This window comes from Rathayibacter sp. VKM Ac-2835, assembly GCF_013266705.1.
In the GTDB taxonomy this organism is placed as follows: Bacteria; Actinomycetota; Actinomycetes; order Actinomycetales; family Microbacteriaceae; genus Rathayibacter.
In genome coordinates, this window is sequence record NZ_JABSNQ010000003.1 from 82,605 (window position 1) to 96,896 (window position 14,292).

Genomic DNA, 14,292 nt, shown 5'->3' on the forward strand with positions numbered 1-14,292 from the left:
CCCGCACCACCCGCACGACCGGACGGCGCCGCCCTCACTCCCGAGGGCGGCGCCGTCTCGCGTTCCAGGCCGCGAGCACGCCCGTGCACCACAGCGCCCAGAGCACGAGCAGCGGCTGGAAGACCAGCCGGATCGCGCGCGCCGCATCGGTCTCGAGGCCGAAGGCCGGGGTCCGGGTGACGAGCTGCGCGACGTTGCCCGGGAACACCGCCACGAAGAACGCGGCGACCACGATCCCCACCAGCACCCGCCGGCGCCGCACCAGCAGCAGCGCGAGCCCGAGCGCGATCTCGACGACACCGGACGCCAGGACGACGACGTCCGGGTCGAACGGCAGCCACGGCGGCACCTGCGCCTGGAAGGACTGCCGCGCGAAGGTCAGGTGCCCCGTCCCCGTGAGCACGAGCACGAGGCCCAGGAGGACGCGGGCGATCGTGCGCGGGAGGGTCATCGCCCCAGTCTGCGCCCGCGGTTCCCGCGCTCCGGCTGCACCGCCCCGTATCCTCGATACCGCGCGCGCCGCGCCACCCCTCCCTACCGCCCTGTCCGCAGACCGTGAAACGAGTTCCATGAGCACCCTGCCCCGCCTGATGGCCTTCGACCTCGACGACACCCTCGCCGCCTCGAAGTCCCCCGTGGACCCGGTGATGGCCGACCTCTTCGTCAAGCTGCTGCAGGCGACCGAGGTGTGCATCATCTCCGGCGGCCAGATCGGCCAGTTCCGGATGCAGGTGCTCGACCGCCTCGAGGGCGCCGACCCCGCCGTGCTGGCGAAGCTGCACCTGATGCCCACCTGCGGCACGCAGTACTACCGCTACGAGAACGGCGACTGGGCGCAGATCTACGCCGAGAACCTCACCGACGACGAGAAGTCGCGCGCGCTCGCCGCCGTCGAGGAGAAGGCCAAGGAGCTCGGCTACTGGGAGTCCGAGACCTGGGGCCCGATCCTCGAGGACCGCGACTCGCAGATCACCTTCTCCGCCCTCGGCCAGGCCGCTCCCGTGCCGGTCAAGCAGGCCTGGGACCCCACCGGCGAGAAGAAGAACACCCTCCGCGAGGCCGTCCAGGCCGTGCTGCCCGACCTCGAGGTCCGCTCCGGCGGCTCCACCTCGGTCGACATCACCCGCAAGGGCATCGACAAGGCCTACGGGATGAACAAGCTCACCGAGCTCACCGGCATCCCCCTCGACGAGATGATCTTCGTCGGCGACCGCCTCGACCCCGACGGAAACGACTACCCCGTCAAGGCGATGGGCGTCGAGACCTTCGCCGTCGAGGGCTGGCACGACACCGCCGCGTACCTCCGCTCCTACGGCCTGTAGGTCGCGCGCGGCGTCGCGCTCCGCGAGATGCCACTTGTGAGCGCGACACGCCGCAGAAGTCCGTCACAAGTGGCATCTCGCGGAGGGCGCCGGGCGTGAGGCGGGTCAGTCGTCCTCGGTGAGGGAGCCGGTGGCGGTGCCGTCGAGGGCGAGGCGGAGGCGGCGGGGCAGCTTGGCGACGATGATCGCGTGCGACTCCGCGAGCAGCTCCTGCACGAGGCCCTCCTCGACCCGGCCGCCGGCGTCGACGGTCACCCAGTGCTTCTTGTTGAGGTGGTAGCCGGGCTCGATGCCGTCGACGCCCGCGACGAGGTGCACGACGTTCTCGGGCAGCGCCTTGACGCTGACGACAGGCCGGCCGAACCGCTCCATCTCGAGCGCGAAGACCTTGCCCTCGACCTTCCACACCCGGGTCTCCGGGCCGAAGGGGAAGCTCGCGCCCGCTCCCGGCAGGTCGGCGAGGAAGGACTCGAGCGCGGCGGTGTCCACGCCCCCATCATGCCCGCAGAGGGACCGCACGCGTAGGCTCGTCCTGTCGTCCGTCCAGCCAGTGGAGCAGCCTCCGCCGTCGGAACGACCGGAATCGGATCCGACCATGCCAGACCCCACGACCACCTCGACCTCCGCTCTGAGCCGTGCGACCGGGAGGTACGCGCGGGCGTTCGCCCTCCCGGGGTCGCTCGCCTTCTCCTCGGCCGGCTGGCTCGGCCGCTTCCCCAAGGGCAGCCTCGCGATCGGGGTCCTCGTCCTCGTGTCCGCGCAGTCGGGCAGCTACGCGCTCGGCGGCGCGGTGTCGGGTGCGCTGACCCTCGCTCTCGCCGTGACAGGGCCGCTCTGGTCGCGGGTGATGGACCGCTGGGGGCAGCGCCGCGCGCTCGCGCTGTCGCTCCCCGTGCTCGTCGCCGCCTCGCTCGGGCTCGTCGCCGCCGTGCTGCTGGGCGCCCCCGTCTGGACCTGGTTCGCGCTCGGGATCCTCGCCGGTGCGGCCGTCCTCGACGTCGGCTCGGCGGTCCGCTCGCGCTGGAGCGCCGCGACGACGGACCCGGCTCTCCGCCACACCGCCTACTCGGTCGAGTCCGTGGCGGACGAGGCGGCCTTCGTCGTCGCACCCCCGATCGTCACGCTGCTCGCCTCGCTCGTGCACCCGGCGGCCGGCGTCCTGGTCGGGCTCGGGATCGGCGTGGCCGGCGGCGTCGCGCTGCTCGTGCAGACGGGGACGCAGCCGGCGCTCGCTCCCGTCCGCTCGGCCGCGTCCCCCGCGCGGGAGCGGCTTCCGCTCGGGCTCGTCGGCATCGTGGCGGTGTTCGCGACCATCGGCGGGGTCTTCGGCTCGTTCAACGTCGCGGCGATCGCGACGGCGGAGGCGTCCGGTGCGGGTGCCGCGTCGGGACTGCTGCTCTCCGCTTACAGCATCGGCAGCGTGCTGACCGGGGTGGTCGTGGGCGCGGCGCGCCTGCCCGGCGGTCCGCGCTCGAGGTTCCTGGTGGCGGGCGCCGTCTTCGGAGCGGTCGTGCCGGTGCTCGTGCTCGCCGGCTCGCTGCCCGCGCTGATCGCGCTGGCCTTCGTCGCCGGACTCGCGACGTCGCCGCTGCTGATCACCGGCTCCAGCCTCGTCGAGTCGATCGCCCCGCGCAGCCGCCTCACGGAGGCGCTCGCCTGGCCGCCGACGGGCGTCGCCCTCGGCGCCACCGGCGGCTCCACCCTGAGCGGCCTCGCCGTCGAGGCCCTCGGCCCGCAGTCCGGCTTCCTGGTCACCGCCGGCTCGGCCACCCTCGGCGCGCTGCTGACCCTCGCGACGGTCCTGCTCCTGCGCCGCCGCGCCTGACCATGCTGATCGAACAGCCCGCGAAGCGGATCCCTTTTATGCTGATCGAGTAGCCCGCGCAACGGGCGTATCGAGATCCACCGTCCTCAGAAGGGTGGGTCTCGATACGCCCCTCCGGGACTACTCGACCAGCATGCGGCGGGGGTGGCAACCCTGCACCGCCTCAGCCTGATCGTCGTCCGGTCGCGGTGATCGCAAGGCGGAGGAGGGAGGCGTAGCGGAGCTACGGCGACCGACGACAACGCCGCGAGCGCCGCGACCGGGCGGCGATCAGTCCGCGCCCAAGATGACGATGGCGGCCGTGGGAGGCAGCGCGTCCTCGTGATAGCGCTCGATCTCCGGGATGGCGGCCGGGTCGGCCTGCTCGAGGAAGCCGGTGAGGCGCGCGACCTCGTCGGTCTCGCCGATGGACTCGGCGGCACGGCGGAGGGCGTAGAGGGCGAGCAGGAAGCCGCGGTTGGGTCCGTGGCGCCACGGGATCGGGCCCTGTCCGCGCCAGCCGGCCGTGCGCAGGAGGTCGAGGCCGCGGTGGTAGCCGACGCGCGCGTAGGCGTAGGACGGCAGCGCGGCGTCGATCCCCCAGACGCTGTCGGCGAGGAGCGCCCACGCGAGCGGGGAGCGCGGGTACGCGGCGGCGAGCGCGGCGAACTCGACGGCTCCCGGGTTCGCGTGCTTGGCGAGGGCCGCGGTGACCGCGGGCTCGTCCGGGAGGAGGGTCGGTTCGGGGCCCAGCAGGTTCTCGCCATTCATGTCCTCAGGGTAACCCGCTCGCGCTGTGCCGCCCCGGGGAGCCTCTGCGCTCCCCCCGTCCGGGCTCCGCCACCGGGCCGCCGCCGATAGCATCGACCCCATGGCGACGAAGCGCAGCGAGGTCGAGGCCTGGCTCACGGACATGGACGGCGTGCTGGTGCACGAGAACCAGGCGCTCCCCGGCGCGCCCGAGCTGATCCAGGAGTGGACCGATGCCGGGACGCCGTTCCTGGTGCTCACGAACAACTCGATCTTCACGCCGCGCGATCTCGCGGCGCGGCTGCGGGCGTCGGGGCTGCACGTGCCCGAGGAGCGGATCTGGACGAGCGCCCTCGCGACCGCCGACTTCTGCGCGTCGCAGATGCCGGGCGGCAGCGCCTTCGTGATCGGCGAGGCCGGCATCACCACGGCCCTGCACGAGGCCGGCTTCATCATGACCGAGACGGCGCCGGACTACGTCGTCGTCGGCGAGACCCGCAACTACAGCTTCGAGGCGATCACGAAGGCGATCCGCCTCATCGTCGGCGGCGCCCGCTTCATCGTGACGAACCCCGACGCGACCGGCCCGAGCGCCGAGGGCGTCATGCCCGCGACGGGCGCGATCGCCGCGCTGATCACGAAGGCCACCGGCAAGGACCCGTACGTGGTCGGCAAGCCGAACCCGATGATGTTCCGCTCGGCGATGAACAAGATCGGCGCGCACAGCGAGAACACCGGCATGATCGGCGACCGGATGGACACCGACATCGTCGCCGGCATCGAGGCGGGACTGCACACCGTCCTCGTCCTCACCGGCATCAGCGACCGGGCCGAGATGGACCGCTACCCGTTCCGCCCCGACGAGGTCCTGACCGGCGTGCACGAGCTGCTCTCGGCCGACCCGTACGAGTCGGAGTTCCCGCCGGACGACCAGATCCTCTGACGAGCCGCCCCGCCCCGCCGCTCCTCACACCCGGCCTGCCGACACTCCAGAAGTTGCGGTAGTCGCGCGCGAGTACCGCAACTTCTGCGTACCCGCCGCGGACCAGCCGGGAGACGGCACTCCCACTCCTCAGTAGTTGCGGTAGTGGCGCGCGACTACCGCAACTACTGCGTACTCGGGCGGGGATCGGCCGGCAGCCGCGCTCTCACTCCTCGAAAGTCGCGGTAGTCGGTCGTGAGTACCGCGACTTCCGCATACCCGCCGCGCACCAGCAGACCACGCTTCGACTCCTCGAAAGTTGCGGTAGTGGCGCGCGACTACCGCAACTTCTCCGTACTCGCGGCCGACCAGCCGACGGACCGCGCCCCGACTCCTCGGAAGTTGCGGTAGTCGAGCGCGACTACCGCAACTTTTGGAGAGGGGGCGGGGGAGGGGGAGGGGGCGCCCGGCCGGTCAGAAGCGCACGTGCTGGAGGATCCAGGCGTGCATCGCGACGGCCGCCGCGGCGGAGGCGTTGATCGAGCGGGTCGAGCCGAACTGCGAGATCTCGAGCACGGCGACGGAGGCGGCGATCGCCTCCTCCGAGAGGCCCGGCCCCTCCTGCCCGAAGAGCAGCACGCAGCGCTCCGGCAGCGCGAACGTCTCGATCGGCACGCAGCCGGGCACGTTGTCGATCGCGAGCAGCGGCACGTCCTCGGCGGCGGCCCAGCGGGCGAGGTCCGCGACCGTCTCGTGGTGCTGCACGTGCTGGTAGCGGTCGGTGACCATCGCGCCGCGCTTGTTCCAGCGCCGGCGCCCGACGATGTGCACGCTCTCGGCGCCGAAGGCGTTGGCGCTGCGCACGATCGAGCCGATGTTCATGTCGTGCTGCCAGTTCTCGATGGCGACGTGGAAGGGGTGCCGCGTCGCGTCGAGCTCGGCGACGATCGCCTCCATCCGCCAGTAGCGGAAGCGGTCGACCACGTTGCGCGAGTCGCCGTGCTCGAGCAGCTCGGGGTCGAGCCGGTCGTCGTCGGGGTGCGGGCCGACCCACGGCCCGACGCCGTTCGTCGTCGCCTCGAGGGAGGCGGAGGGTCCGGCCTCGTCCACGGGTCGCGTCCTCCGGCTCAGGCCGACGGGGTGCCGTCGACCGAGCCGAGCATGTCGCCGCCGCCGGCGCGGTCGACGAAGCAGTAGTAGCTGCGCTCGCCGGCGTCCCACTGCTCCTGCGTCACTGGGAAGGAGGCGGACACCTGCACGTCGCCGTACGCCTCCGCGCCCGTGACGTCGACGACGCCCTGCGCCTGGCAGAGCGAGGAGACCGAGACGGCCAGGGCGTCCTGTCCGGGGAACGTCGCGTCGGTCAGCTCGCCGGTGGCGATCATCTCGCCGGTGTGGGCGCTGGCGCAGTCGACGACCGTGAAGGTCTCGGCCCAGACCGTGTCGAACGGCTGCAGGCACTCGCCGCCGAGCAGCGCCGTCCAGGCGTAGCTGCCGGCGGGCAGCGGGCCGACGGTGGGCGGAGCGGCGGTGGGAGCGGCGGTGGGAGCGGTGGTGGGCGCCGCGCTGGCTGTCGCGCTGGGCTGGGCCGGCGCGGCGGTCGTCGCGGCCGGCGCGGGCGCGGCGGCCTGGTCGTCGCGGTCGCCGTTCGCGCCCACGGCGATCCCGATGGCGAGGATCGCGCCGAGCAGGAGCACGACGCCGACGGCGATCAGGCCGATCAGCAGGCGGCGACGGCTCCGGAGGCGAGCCGGGGTCGGGGCACCGACGCTCGTGAGAGACGGGACCGGCTCGGCCGGAGGGGTCTTCGCGGGCTTCTCCGCCCGCGGCTTCTCCGCGCGGGGCTTCTCGGCGCGGGGCTTCTCGGCGCGGGGCTTCCGGGACGCGCGCGGCGCACGCTTGGCGGCGTTCACGTGCGCGCGGGCGGGGGTGCTGGACGGCGCGACGGGCGGCGCGGCGGCAGCGTCGGGCGCGTCCCCGCGGGACGAGTCGTCCACTCCGGTCGCCGCGTCGGCCGTCGACCCGTCGGCTCCGGCGGCGTCGTCCTCGGGCTCGAGGTTCCAGGCGTACGCGCCGGCGGTCTCGCGCCAGAGCTCCTCGTCGCCGCCGTCGTCGTCGGCGGACTCGTCGCGCGGGGCGACGACGTCCTCCCAGACCGGCGGCGCGTCCCAGCCGCCGCGGGGATCCGGCCACTGGTAGACGCTCGGTTCCGCGGGCTCGCGGGGCTCGGGGGCGGTCGCGCCCTCGGGGCGGTCGCCGCGGGGCTCCGGGCGCTGCTCGTGGCGGGGCTCGCGGAGGGCGGACGGCGCGGTGGGCAGGTCGGCGGTCGGGGGCGCGGGGGGCAGGACCGGGGCGACGGGCAGCACGGGCGCGGCGGGGGCGGGCGGCGTGGGAGCGGACGACGGCGCGCTCGGAGCGGAGGACCGGGGGGCCGCGGCGGGCGGCCGGGGCGTCTGCGGGAGCACCGGGCCGAGCGGGAAGCGGGGGGAGGGCGTGACCGGACGGTCGGGATCCGCCTCCGTCGGCGCCTCGGCGACGGACTCCGGGGAGCGGGGATCCTCCGCGGCGGGCTTCGAGCGGGGTGCGGTGAAGGCGGCCCAGATGCCGCGGCGAGCGGAGTCGCGCTCGGCGGCGGCCTGCGCGTCGGACTGCGTGTCCGAAGACGTGTCGGCGTCGGCAGCCGGCGCGTCCGACGCCGGAGGCGCTGCCGCGGGCTCGCCGGTGGGCGCGGGCTCAGGATCGGCGGTCGTCTCGGTGCCGTCCTGGGACGCGGGGGCGGGCGCGGACTCGGCGGGTCGCTCGGCCTCGACGGGCTGCTCGGCGTCGGCGGGCTGCTCCGCGTCGGCGGGCTGCTCGGCGTCGGCGGGCTGCTCGGATCCGGCGGACGCCTCGGACCCGACGGACGCCTCCGACGCGATGAATCGCTCCGATTCGACGGGGCGCTCGGTCTCGACCGACTGCTCGGACTCGACGGAGGATCCGGACTCGACCGGCCGCTCGGGCTCGACGACCTGCTCCGGCTCGGCGACCTGCGCCGGCTCAGCGACCTCCGCCGGCTCGGCGACCTGCGCCGGCTCAGCGGGCTGCTCGGGCTCGGCGACCTGCTCCGGTGCGGTGGACTGCCCCGGCTCGGCGGGCTGCTCGGGCGCGACGGGCTGCTCGGGCGCGACGGGCGCGGGCGCGCCGGGCCGCTCGCCGTCGTGCTCGGGCTCGACGGGGACCGCGGCGTCGACGAGGTCCTCGTGACGCTCCTGCTCGGGCTCGGCGACGGGTGCGGCCTCGCTCGCAGGAGCCGGGGTCCGCGGCGCCTCGAAGATGCTCTTCAGGCGCCCGCCGCTCAGCTGCTCGAGGAGCCACTCGCTGCCGCCGGGGCGGCGCTCCGGCTCGGGGCGGTCCTCGCCCTCGCGCGACTCCGCTGCCTCGGGCGCCACGGCCTCGGCCTCCGCGGCCTCGGGCTTCTCGCCGTCGGGCCGCCCGCCGTTCTGGTCACCGCGCTCGCGGCCGTCGTCCACCATCAGCTCAGACCGAGGTCGGCCAGCCCGATCGCGGCGAAGTAGGGGTAGCCGGCGTCCTCGATGATCTCGCGGGCTCCGGTCGCGCGGTCGACGACGACCGCTACTCCGGCGATCTCGGCGCCGACCTTCAGCAGGGCCTCGATGGCGGCGAGCGGGGAGCCGCCGGTGGTGGAGGTGTCCTCGACGACGACGACGCGCTTGCCGGCGAGGTCCGGGCCCTCGACCTGGCGGCCGCGGCCGTGGTCCTTGGGCGCCTTGCGCACGACGAAGGCGTCGTACTCGACGCCGCGGAGGACGCCGCGGTGCAGGATCGCGGAGGCGATGGGGTCGGCGCCCATCGTGAGACCGCCGACGGCGTCGACCCGCTCGATCGGGGCGATGAGGTCGAGCATCACGTCGCCGATGAGCGGCGCGACCCGGTGGTCGAGGCTGACGCGGCGCAGGTCGACGTAGTAGCTCGCCTTCTTGCCGCTCGTCAGGGTGAAGTCCCCGTGGAAGACGGCGTCGGAGCCGATGTACTCGATGAGCTGCTGGCGTGCGTCGTTCACGCGCCTACTCTACGGTGCACGCCTACGGCGCGGACTCGGCACCGCCCGCGCGCGTCGCTCCGGCCTTCTCGCCCTGCCCCTCCTCGGCTCCGCCGCGGAACTGCGTCATGTAGAGGTCGTAGTAGGCGCCGCGTCGCCGAAGGAGCTCCTCGTGGGCGCCCTGCTCCACGATGCGGCCGGCCTCCATCACCAGGATGGTGTCGGCGTCGCGGATCGTGGAGAGGCGGTGCGCGATGACGAACGAGGTGCGGTCGGTGCGCAGCGCCGCCATGGCGTGCTGCACGAGCAGCTCGGTCCGGGTGTCGACCGAGGAGGTCGCCTCGTCGAGGATGAGCAGCGACGGATTGGCGAGGAACGCGCGGGCGATCGTGATCAGCTGGCGCTCACCGGCCGAGACACTGCCGCCGTCGGCGTCGAGCACCGTGTCGTAGCCGTCGGGCAGCTGCTGCACGAAGCGGTCGACCATCGTCGCCCGGGCGGCGTCGGCGATCTCCTCGTCGGTGGCGTCGAGGCGCCCGTACCGGATGTTCTCGCGGATCGTGCCCTGGAAGAGCCAGGCGTCCTGGAGCACCATGCCCACGCGCGAGCGGAGGTCGCCGCGGCCGATCCGGGTGATGTCGACGCCGTCGAGCAGGATGCGCCCGCCGGTGAGCTCGTAGAAGCGCATCACCAGGTTGACCAGCGTGGTCTTGCCGGCGCCGGTCGGGCCGACGATCGCGACCGTCTGGCCCGGCTGGGCCGAGAAGGTCAGGCCCTCGATCAGCGGCTGCTCCGGGTCGTAGGAGAAGGAGACGTCCTCGAACTCGACGTGGCCGTCGGTGCGCTCCGGGAGCGAGTCGACCGCGGTCTCGGGCTCCTGCTCGTCCGCGTCGAGCAGCTCGAAGGTGCGCTCGGCCGAGGCGACACCCGACTGGAGCATGTTCGCCATGCTCGCGAGCTGCGTCACAGGCTGGGTGAACTCGCGGGAGTACTGGATGAACGCGGTCGCGTCGCCGAGGGTGAGCTGACCGGAGGCGACCCGCAGGCCGCCGACCACGGCGATCAGCACGTACGACAGGTAGGACACGAAGGTCATCGCCGGCATGATCATGCCCGAGACGAACTGGGCGCCGAACGAGGCCGAGTAGAGCGCATCGTTCCGGCGGTCGAACTCCTCGAGCATCTCCCGGTCGCGGCCGAAGGTGCGGACGATCTCGAGGCCCGAGAAGGTCTCCTCGATGTGGCCGTTCAGCGCGCCGGTGTTCTTCCACTGCGCGGCGAAGAGCTTTTGCGAGCGGGCACCGATGACGCCCGCGATCACTCCGGACAGCGGGATGGAGACGAGCGCGATCAGCGCGAGCTGCCAGGAGACGATGAACATCATCACGGCGATGCCGATGATCGTCAGCACCGACTGGACGAGCTGCGAGAACGCCTGCTGCAGGGCCGTCTGGATGTTGTCCACGTCGTTGGTCACGCGCGACATCACGTCGCCGCGCTGCCGGGTGTCGAAGAAGCGCAGCGGCAGGCGGTTGAGCTTCGCCTCGATGTCCTGGCGGAGCCCGAAGACGACCCGCATGACCAGGCCGTTGAGGATGTAGCCCTGGGCCCACATCAGCACCGACGCGACGACGTACATCAGCAGCACGATGATGATCAGGCGGCCGAGCACCGTGAAGTCGATGCCCTCCCCGGGCACGATCGCGGTCTTCGAGAGCATGTCGGCGAAGGTGCCGTTGCCCTCGGCCCGCTGCTGCTCGATGATCTGCTCGAGCGGCACGCCGGCGGGCAGCTGCGAGCCGATCACGCCGTTGAAGATGGTGTCCATCGCCTGGCCGAGGATCTTCGGCGCGATGACGGTGAGGACGACCGACGCCGACACGAGGGTGACGACGAGGATCATCCGGGCGCGCTCGGGGCCGAGCAGGCCGAACAGCCGCTTCGCGGAGGGCCAGAAGTCCTGCGCCTTCCGGGCGGGAGGGCCGTCGCCGAACATGCCGCCGTCGCCCTCGCCGGGCTCGAACTCGGGCTCGAGCTCGGAGGTCTCGGCGACCGGCGCCGCCTGGGCCTCGGTGTCGCGTGCGCGGGCCATCTCAGGCCACCCCTTCCACGCTCAGCTGGGATTCGACGATCTCGCGGTAGGTCGCGTTCGTCTCGAGGAGCTCGTCGTGCGTGCCGCGGCCGACGATGCGGCCCGCGTCGAGCACGACGATCTGGTCGGCGTTCCGGATGGTCGACACGCGCTGGGCGACGATGATCACGGTCGCGTCGGTGGTCGCCTCGGCGAGGGACTCGCGCAGGCGCGCGTCGGTCGCGACGTCGAGCGCCGAGAACGAGTCGTCGAAGAGGTAGACGCGCGGCTTCGCGACGAGCGCCCGCGCGATGCAGAGCCGCTGCCGCTGCCCGCCCGAGACGTTGGTACCGCCCTGCGAGACGGGCTCGTCGAGCCCGCGCTCCTTCGCCCGGACGAAGTCCTCGCCCTGGGCGATGCGCAGCGCCTCCCACAGCTCGGCGTCGGTCGCGTCCGGGCGGCCGAAGCGGAGGTTGGAGGCGATGGTGCCCGAGAAGAGGTAGGGCCGCTGCGGGACGAGCCCGACGACCTTCGCGAGCTGCGCGCGGTCGAGCGAGGAGACGGGCACGCCGTCGATGGCGACCGAGCCCTCCTGCGGGTCGAACAGCCGCGGCACGAGGCCGAGCAGGGTCGTCTTGCCCGCGCCGGTGGAGCCGACGATCGCGGTCGTCCGGCCGGGCTCGGCGACGAGGTCGAGCTGCGAGAGCACGGGGCGCTCGGCGCCGGGGTAGCCGAAGACGACCCCGGAGAACTCGACGCGGCCGACGGCCGGCGCATCGACGCCGCCGGTCGGCGTGGTCAGGCTGGTGCGCGTGTCGAGGACCTCCTGGATGCGCTCGGAGCAGACCACGGCGCGCGGGATCATCATCACCATGAAGACGCCCATCATCACCGCGGTGAGGATCTGCAGCAGGTACTGCAGGAACGCGGTCAGCGAGCCGATCTGCATCTGACCGGCGTCGACCCGGTGCCCGCCGAACCACAGCACCGCGGCCGTGGCGAGGTGCAGGATCATCATGATCGCCGGGAACATCAGCACGAAGATGTTGCCGACCTTGATCGACACCTCGGTGATCGCCTCGTTCGAGCGGCGGTAGCGCTCGGACTCGAAGGGCTCGCGGACGAACGCGCGGACCACGCGGATGCCGGTGATCTGCTCGCGCAGCACGCCGTTGATCCCGTCGATGCGGTCCTGCATCAGGCGGAACAGCGGCAGCAGCAGGAACACCAGCACTCCGACGACGACGAACAGCACCGGAACCGAGACCCACACCAGCCAGGAGAGCCCCGCGTCCTCGCGCAGGGCGAAGACGATCCCGCCGATGCACATGATCGGCGTCGACACCATGAAGTTGAGCGTCATCAGCACGAGCATCTGCACCTGCTGCACGTCGTTCGTGCCGCGGGTGATCAGGGTGGCGGTGCCGAAGCGGCCGACCTCGAGCCCGCTCAGCGAGTCGACCCGGCGGTAGACGTCGCGGCGCAGGTCGCGGCCGACGGCCATCGCGGTGCGGGCACCGAAGTAGACGCCGCCGATCGCCGCGGCGACCTGGACGAGGCAGACCGTGAGCATCGTCATGCCGGTGGCCCAGATGAAGTCGGTGTCGCCCTGGCCGATGCCCTGGTCGATGATCTCGGCGTTGAGGCTCGGCAGGTAGAGCGCCGCGAGGGTCGCGATCAGCTGGAGCACCACGACCGCCGCGATCGACCGGGAGTAGGGCTTCGCGTACGAGGACGCGAGACGGAGCAGGATCATGGGTCCTCCGGTCGGGGCGGGGCGGGAGAGGGCGGCCGGGACCGCGAGGGGCGGAATCGGCCGAGCACGGGGACGGCGGGAGCTTCGGGGCTCGGGCCGAGCGGCGCGGAGGAGCGGCCGCTGCAGGGACGGCGCAAGACAACCATCGACCACCGACAGCGGTTCCGCAATCGGCCGACAGGAGGAGACCGCGCCCCCTCCGACCCCGTGCGGGGATCCTGTCGGCGGCGGCTCCTAGACTTCCTGAATGCGCATCGCCACCTGGAACGTGAACTCCATCCGGGCCCGCACCGGCCGCGTCGTCGACTGGCTCGTGCGCGAGGACGTCGACGTGCTCGCCATGCAGGAGCTCAAGTGCAAGCCCGAGCAGTTCCCGCACGAGGCCTTCGCCGAGGCGGGCTACCACGTCGAGATGGTCGGCCTCAGCCAGTGGAACGGCGTCGGCATCGCCTCCCGCCTGCCGATGGAGGACGTCCAGGTCGGCTTCCCCGGCATGCCCGGCTTCGCCAAGGAGCCCGCGGCCGACGGAACCCTCCCGCTCGAGGCCCGCGCGATCGGTGCGACGGTCGACGGCGTGCGCGTCTGGAGCCTCTACGTGCCCAACGGCCGCGCAGTCGGCGACCCGCACTGGCACTACAAGCTCGAGTGGTTCGCCGCCCTCGAGGCGAGCACCCGCGCCTGGCTCGCGGCCGAGCCCGACCTGCCGCTCGCGCTGGTCGGCGATTGGAACGTCGCTCCGCTCGACAGCGATGTCGGCGACCCGACGCTGGGCCCCGGATCCACGCACGTCTCCCCCGAGGAGCGCACCGCCTTCGAGGCCTTCACCGCCGCGGGCCTGCACGACGTGGTGCGCCCGCTCGTGCCCGAGGGCTACACCTACTGGGACTACAAGCAGCTGCGCTTCCCGCGCAACGAGGGGCTGCGGATCGACTTCGTGCTCGGCTCCCGCGCCTTCGGCGACCTGGTGACGGGCGCCGCGATCCACCGGAACGAGCGCAAGGGCGACGCCCCGAGCGACCACGTCCCCGTGGTCGTCGACCTCGACCTCGACACCTCGCTCGACGACGACCGCCCGATGATCTTCTGACCGTGGCCTCCTCGAAGAAGAAGCGCGCCCGCGCCGACCAGCCCTCGACCGCGCAGCACCCCTCCACCGCGCAGCGCGCCGCCGCGAGCCGCCCGGCCGTGGCGCAGGCGCACGACGAGTTCCGCACCGAGGCCTACCGCTCCGTCCGCGAGACGTTCGCCGCCGGCAAGCCGCTGCGCCGCCGCTGGGACCTGGTGCTCTCGATCCTCGGCTGCCTGGCCCTCGGGCTGCTCTGCGTGGTGCTCGGCTACCTCGCGGCGATCCTCGCCGTCTTCCCCGGCCAGTGCGAGGGGCAGAACATCGCCTGCGACTACGACCGGATCGACTGGGGCGTCTCGCTCGCTCTGATCGGCCCGCCGATCCTGACGCTGATCGCCGTGGGCGTGACGATCATCCGCTACCTCGTCGGCCGCCGGGTGTTCTGGATCCCGATCGTCGCCTTCGTGCTCTGCGTCGGCACCGCGTTCCTCGCGTCCTGGCTCGTCACCAGCTCGATCCCCGGATCCGCTCTGGCCTGAGCGGGGCGGCCGTCGTCCGG

Annotated in this window: 13 protein-coding genes; 5 read left to right on the plus strand and 8 right to left on the minus strand. The window is 72.9% G+C overall.

The features are described 5' to 3' along the window. Positions 1–34: 34 nt before the first annotated feature. A complete protein-coding gene (locus tag HRK28_RS14160; RefSeq protein WP_173252083.1) occupies positions 35–451 on the minus strand; it encodes a DoxX family membrane protein in 417 nt (138 codons plus the stop codon). A gap of 118 nt (positions 452–569) precedes the next feature. Here HRK28_RS14160 and HRK28_RS14165 point away from each other — a divergent pair, with 118 nt between their 5' ends. Further along, positions 570–1,322: an HAD-IIB family hydrolase gene (locus tag HRK28_RS14165; RefSeq protein ID WP_123447127.1), complete on the plus strand. Its 753-nt coding sequence runs from the start codon at positions 570–572 to the stop codon at positions 1,320–1,322. 105 nt (positions 1,323–1,427) lie between these two features. Here the strand turns inward: HRK28_RS14165 and HRK28_RS14170 are convergent, their stop codons facing one another. Continuing rightward, complete coding sequence (locus tag HRK28_RS14170) at positions 1,428–1,811, minus strand: MmcQ/YjbR family DNA-binding protein (protein WP_217274794.1); 384 nt, start codon at positions 1,809–1,811, stop codon at positions 1,428–1,430. A gap of 106 nt (positions 1,812–1,917) precedes the next feature. Between HRK28_RS14170 and HRK28_RS14175 the strand changes: the two genes are divergently transcribed. Next, complete coding sequence (locus tag HRK28_RS14175; protein WP_173252085.1) at positions 1,918–3,147, plus strand: MFS transporter; 1,230 nt, start codon at positions 1,918–1,920, stop codon at positions 3,145–3,147. 270 nt (positions 3,148–3,417) lie between these two features. On the opposite strand, the gene HRK28_RS14180 is transcribed toward HRK28_RS14175, so the two are convergent. Continuing rightward, positions 3,418–3,897, minus strand: coding sequence for a DUF3151 domain-containing protein (locus HRK28_RS14180; protein WP_160085915.1), 480 nt, complete (start codon positions 3,895–3,897; stop codon positions 3,418–3,420). A gap of 100 nt (positions 3,898–3,997) precedes the next feature. On the opposite strand from HRK28_RS14180, the gene HRK28_RS14185 reads away from it, so the two are divergent. Continuing rightward, positions 3,998–4,819 carry an HAD-IIA family hydrolase gene (locus HRK28_RS14185; protein WP_173252086.1) on the plus strand — a complete coding sequence of 274 codons (822 nt, stop codon included), beginning with the start codon at positions 3,998–4,000 and terminating at the stop codon, positions 4,817–4,819. A gap of 453 nt (positions 4,820–5,272) precedes the next feature. Here HRK28_RS14185 and HRK28_RS14190 read toward each other — a convergent pair whose 3' ends face one another. Genes HRK28_RS14190 through HRK28_RS14210 form a run of 5 tightly spaced genes read right to left on the minus strand, consistent with a single transcriptional unit; the run spans position 5,273 to position 12,667 of the window. Then, positions 5,273–5,908, minus strand: coding sequence for a TrmH family RNA methyltransferase (locus HRK28_RS14190; protein WP_160085919.1), 636 nt, complete (start codon positions 5,906–5,908; stop codon positions 5,273–5,275). Between the two features lie 17 nt (positions 5,909–5,925). Continuing rightward, on the minus strand, positions 5,926–8,313 hold the full coding sequence (locus HRK28_RS14195; RefSeq protein WP_173252087.1) for a septum formation family protein: 2,388 nt from the start codon (positions 8,311–8,313) through the stop codon (positions 5,926–5,928). Further along, positions 8,313–8,861: an orotate phosphoribosyltransferase gene (gene pyrE, locus HRK28_RS14200; protein ID WP_160085923.1), complete on the minus strand. Its 549-nt coding sequence runs from the start codon at positions 8,859–8,861 to the stop codon at positions 8,313–8,315. The genes HRK28_RS14195 and pyrE overlap by 1 nt, the downstream gene beginning before the upstream one ends. 22 nt (positions 8,862–8,883) lie before the next feature. After that, positions 8,884–10,932: an ABC transporter ATP-binding protein gene (locus tag HRK28_RS14205; RefSeq protein WP_173252088.1), complete on the minus strand. Its 2,049-nt coding sequence runs from the start codon at positions 10,930–10,932 to the stop codon at positions 8,884–8,886. Between the two features lies 1 nt (position 10,933). Then, positions 10,934–12,667: an ABC transporter ATP-binding protein gene (locus tag HRK28_RS14210; protein WP_160085927.1), complete on the minus strand. Its 1,734-nt coding sequence runs from the start codon at positions 12,665–12,667 to the stop codon at positions 10,934–10,936. Between the two features lie 247 nt (positions 12,668–12,914). On the opposite strand from HRK28_RS14210, the gene HRK28_RS14215 reads away from it, so the two are divergent. Continuing rightward, positions 12,915–13,754 carry an exodeoxyribonuclease III gene (locus HRK28_RS14215; protein WP_160085929.1) on the plus strand — a complete coding sequence of 280 codons (840 nt, stop codon included), beginning with the start codon at positions 12,915–12,917 and terminating at the stop codon, positions 13,752–13,754. A gap of 2 nt (positions 13,755–13,756) precedes the next feature. After that, entirely contained in the window at positions 13,757–14,272 is a 516-nt protein-coding gene (locus HRK28_RS14220; RefSeq protein ID WP_173252089.1) for a DUF6264 family protein, read from the plus strand. Positions 14,273–14,292 lie beyond the last annotated feature (20 nt).

Bases quoted from the DNA above. Each gene is read 5' to 3' on its own strand.
- HRK28_RS14160 (WP_173252083.1), bottom strand. From the start codon at position 451: ATGACCCTCCCGCGCACGATCGCCCGCGTCCTCCTGGGCCTCGTGCTC.
- HRK28_RS14165 (WP_123447127.1), top strand. From the start codon at position 570: ATGAGCACCCTGCCCCGCCTGATGGCCTTCGACCTCGACGACACCCTC.
- HRK28_RS14175 (WP_173252085.1), top strand. From the start codon at position 1,918: ATGCCAGACCCCACGACCACCTCGACCTCCGCTCTGAGCCGTGCGACC.
- HRK28_RS14180 (WP_160085915.1), bottom strand. From the start codon at position 3,897: ATGAATGGCGAGAACCTGCTGGGCCCCGAACCGACCCTCCTCCCGGAC.
- HRK28_RS14185 (WP_173252086.1), top strand. From the start codon at position 3,998: ATGGCGACGAAGCGCAGCGAGGTCGAGGCCTGGCTCACGGACATGGAC.
- HRK28_RS14195 (WP_173252087.1), bottom strand. From the start codon at position 8,313: ATGGTGGACGACGGCCGCGAGCGCGGTGACCAGAACGGCGGGCGGCCC.
- HRK28_RS14205 (WP_173252088.1), bottom strand. From the start codon at position 10,932: ATGGCCCGCGCACGCGACACCGAGGCCCAGGCGGCGCCGGTCGCCGAG.
- HRK28_RS14210 (WP_160085927.1), bottom strand. From the start codon at position 12,667: ATGATCCTGCTCCGTCTCGCGTCCTCGTACGCGAAGCCCTACTCCCGG.
- HRK28_RS14215 (WP_160085929.1), top strand. From the start codon at position 12,915: ATGCGCATCGCCACCTGGAACGTGAACTCCATCCGGGCCCGCACCGGC.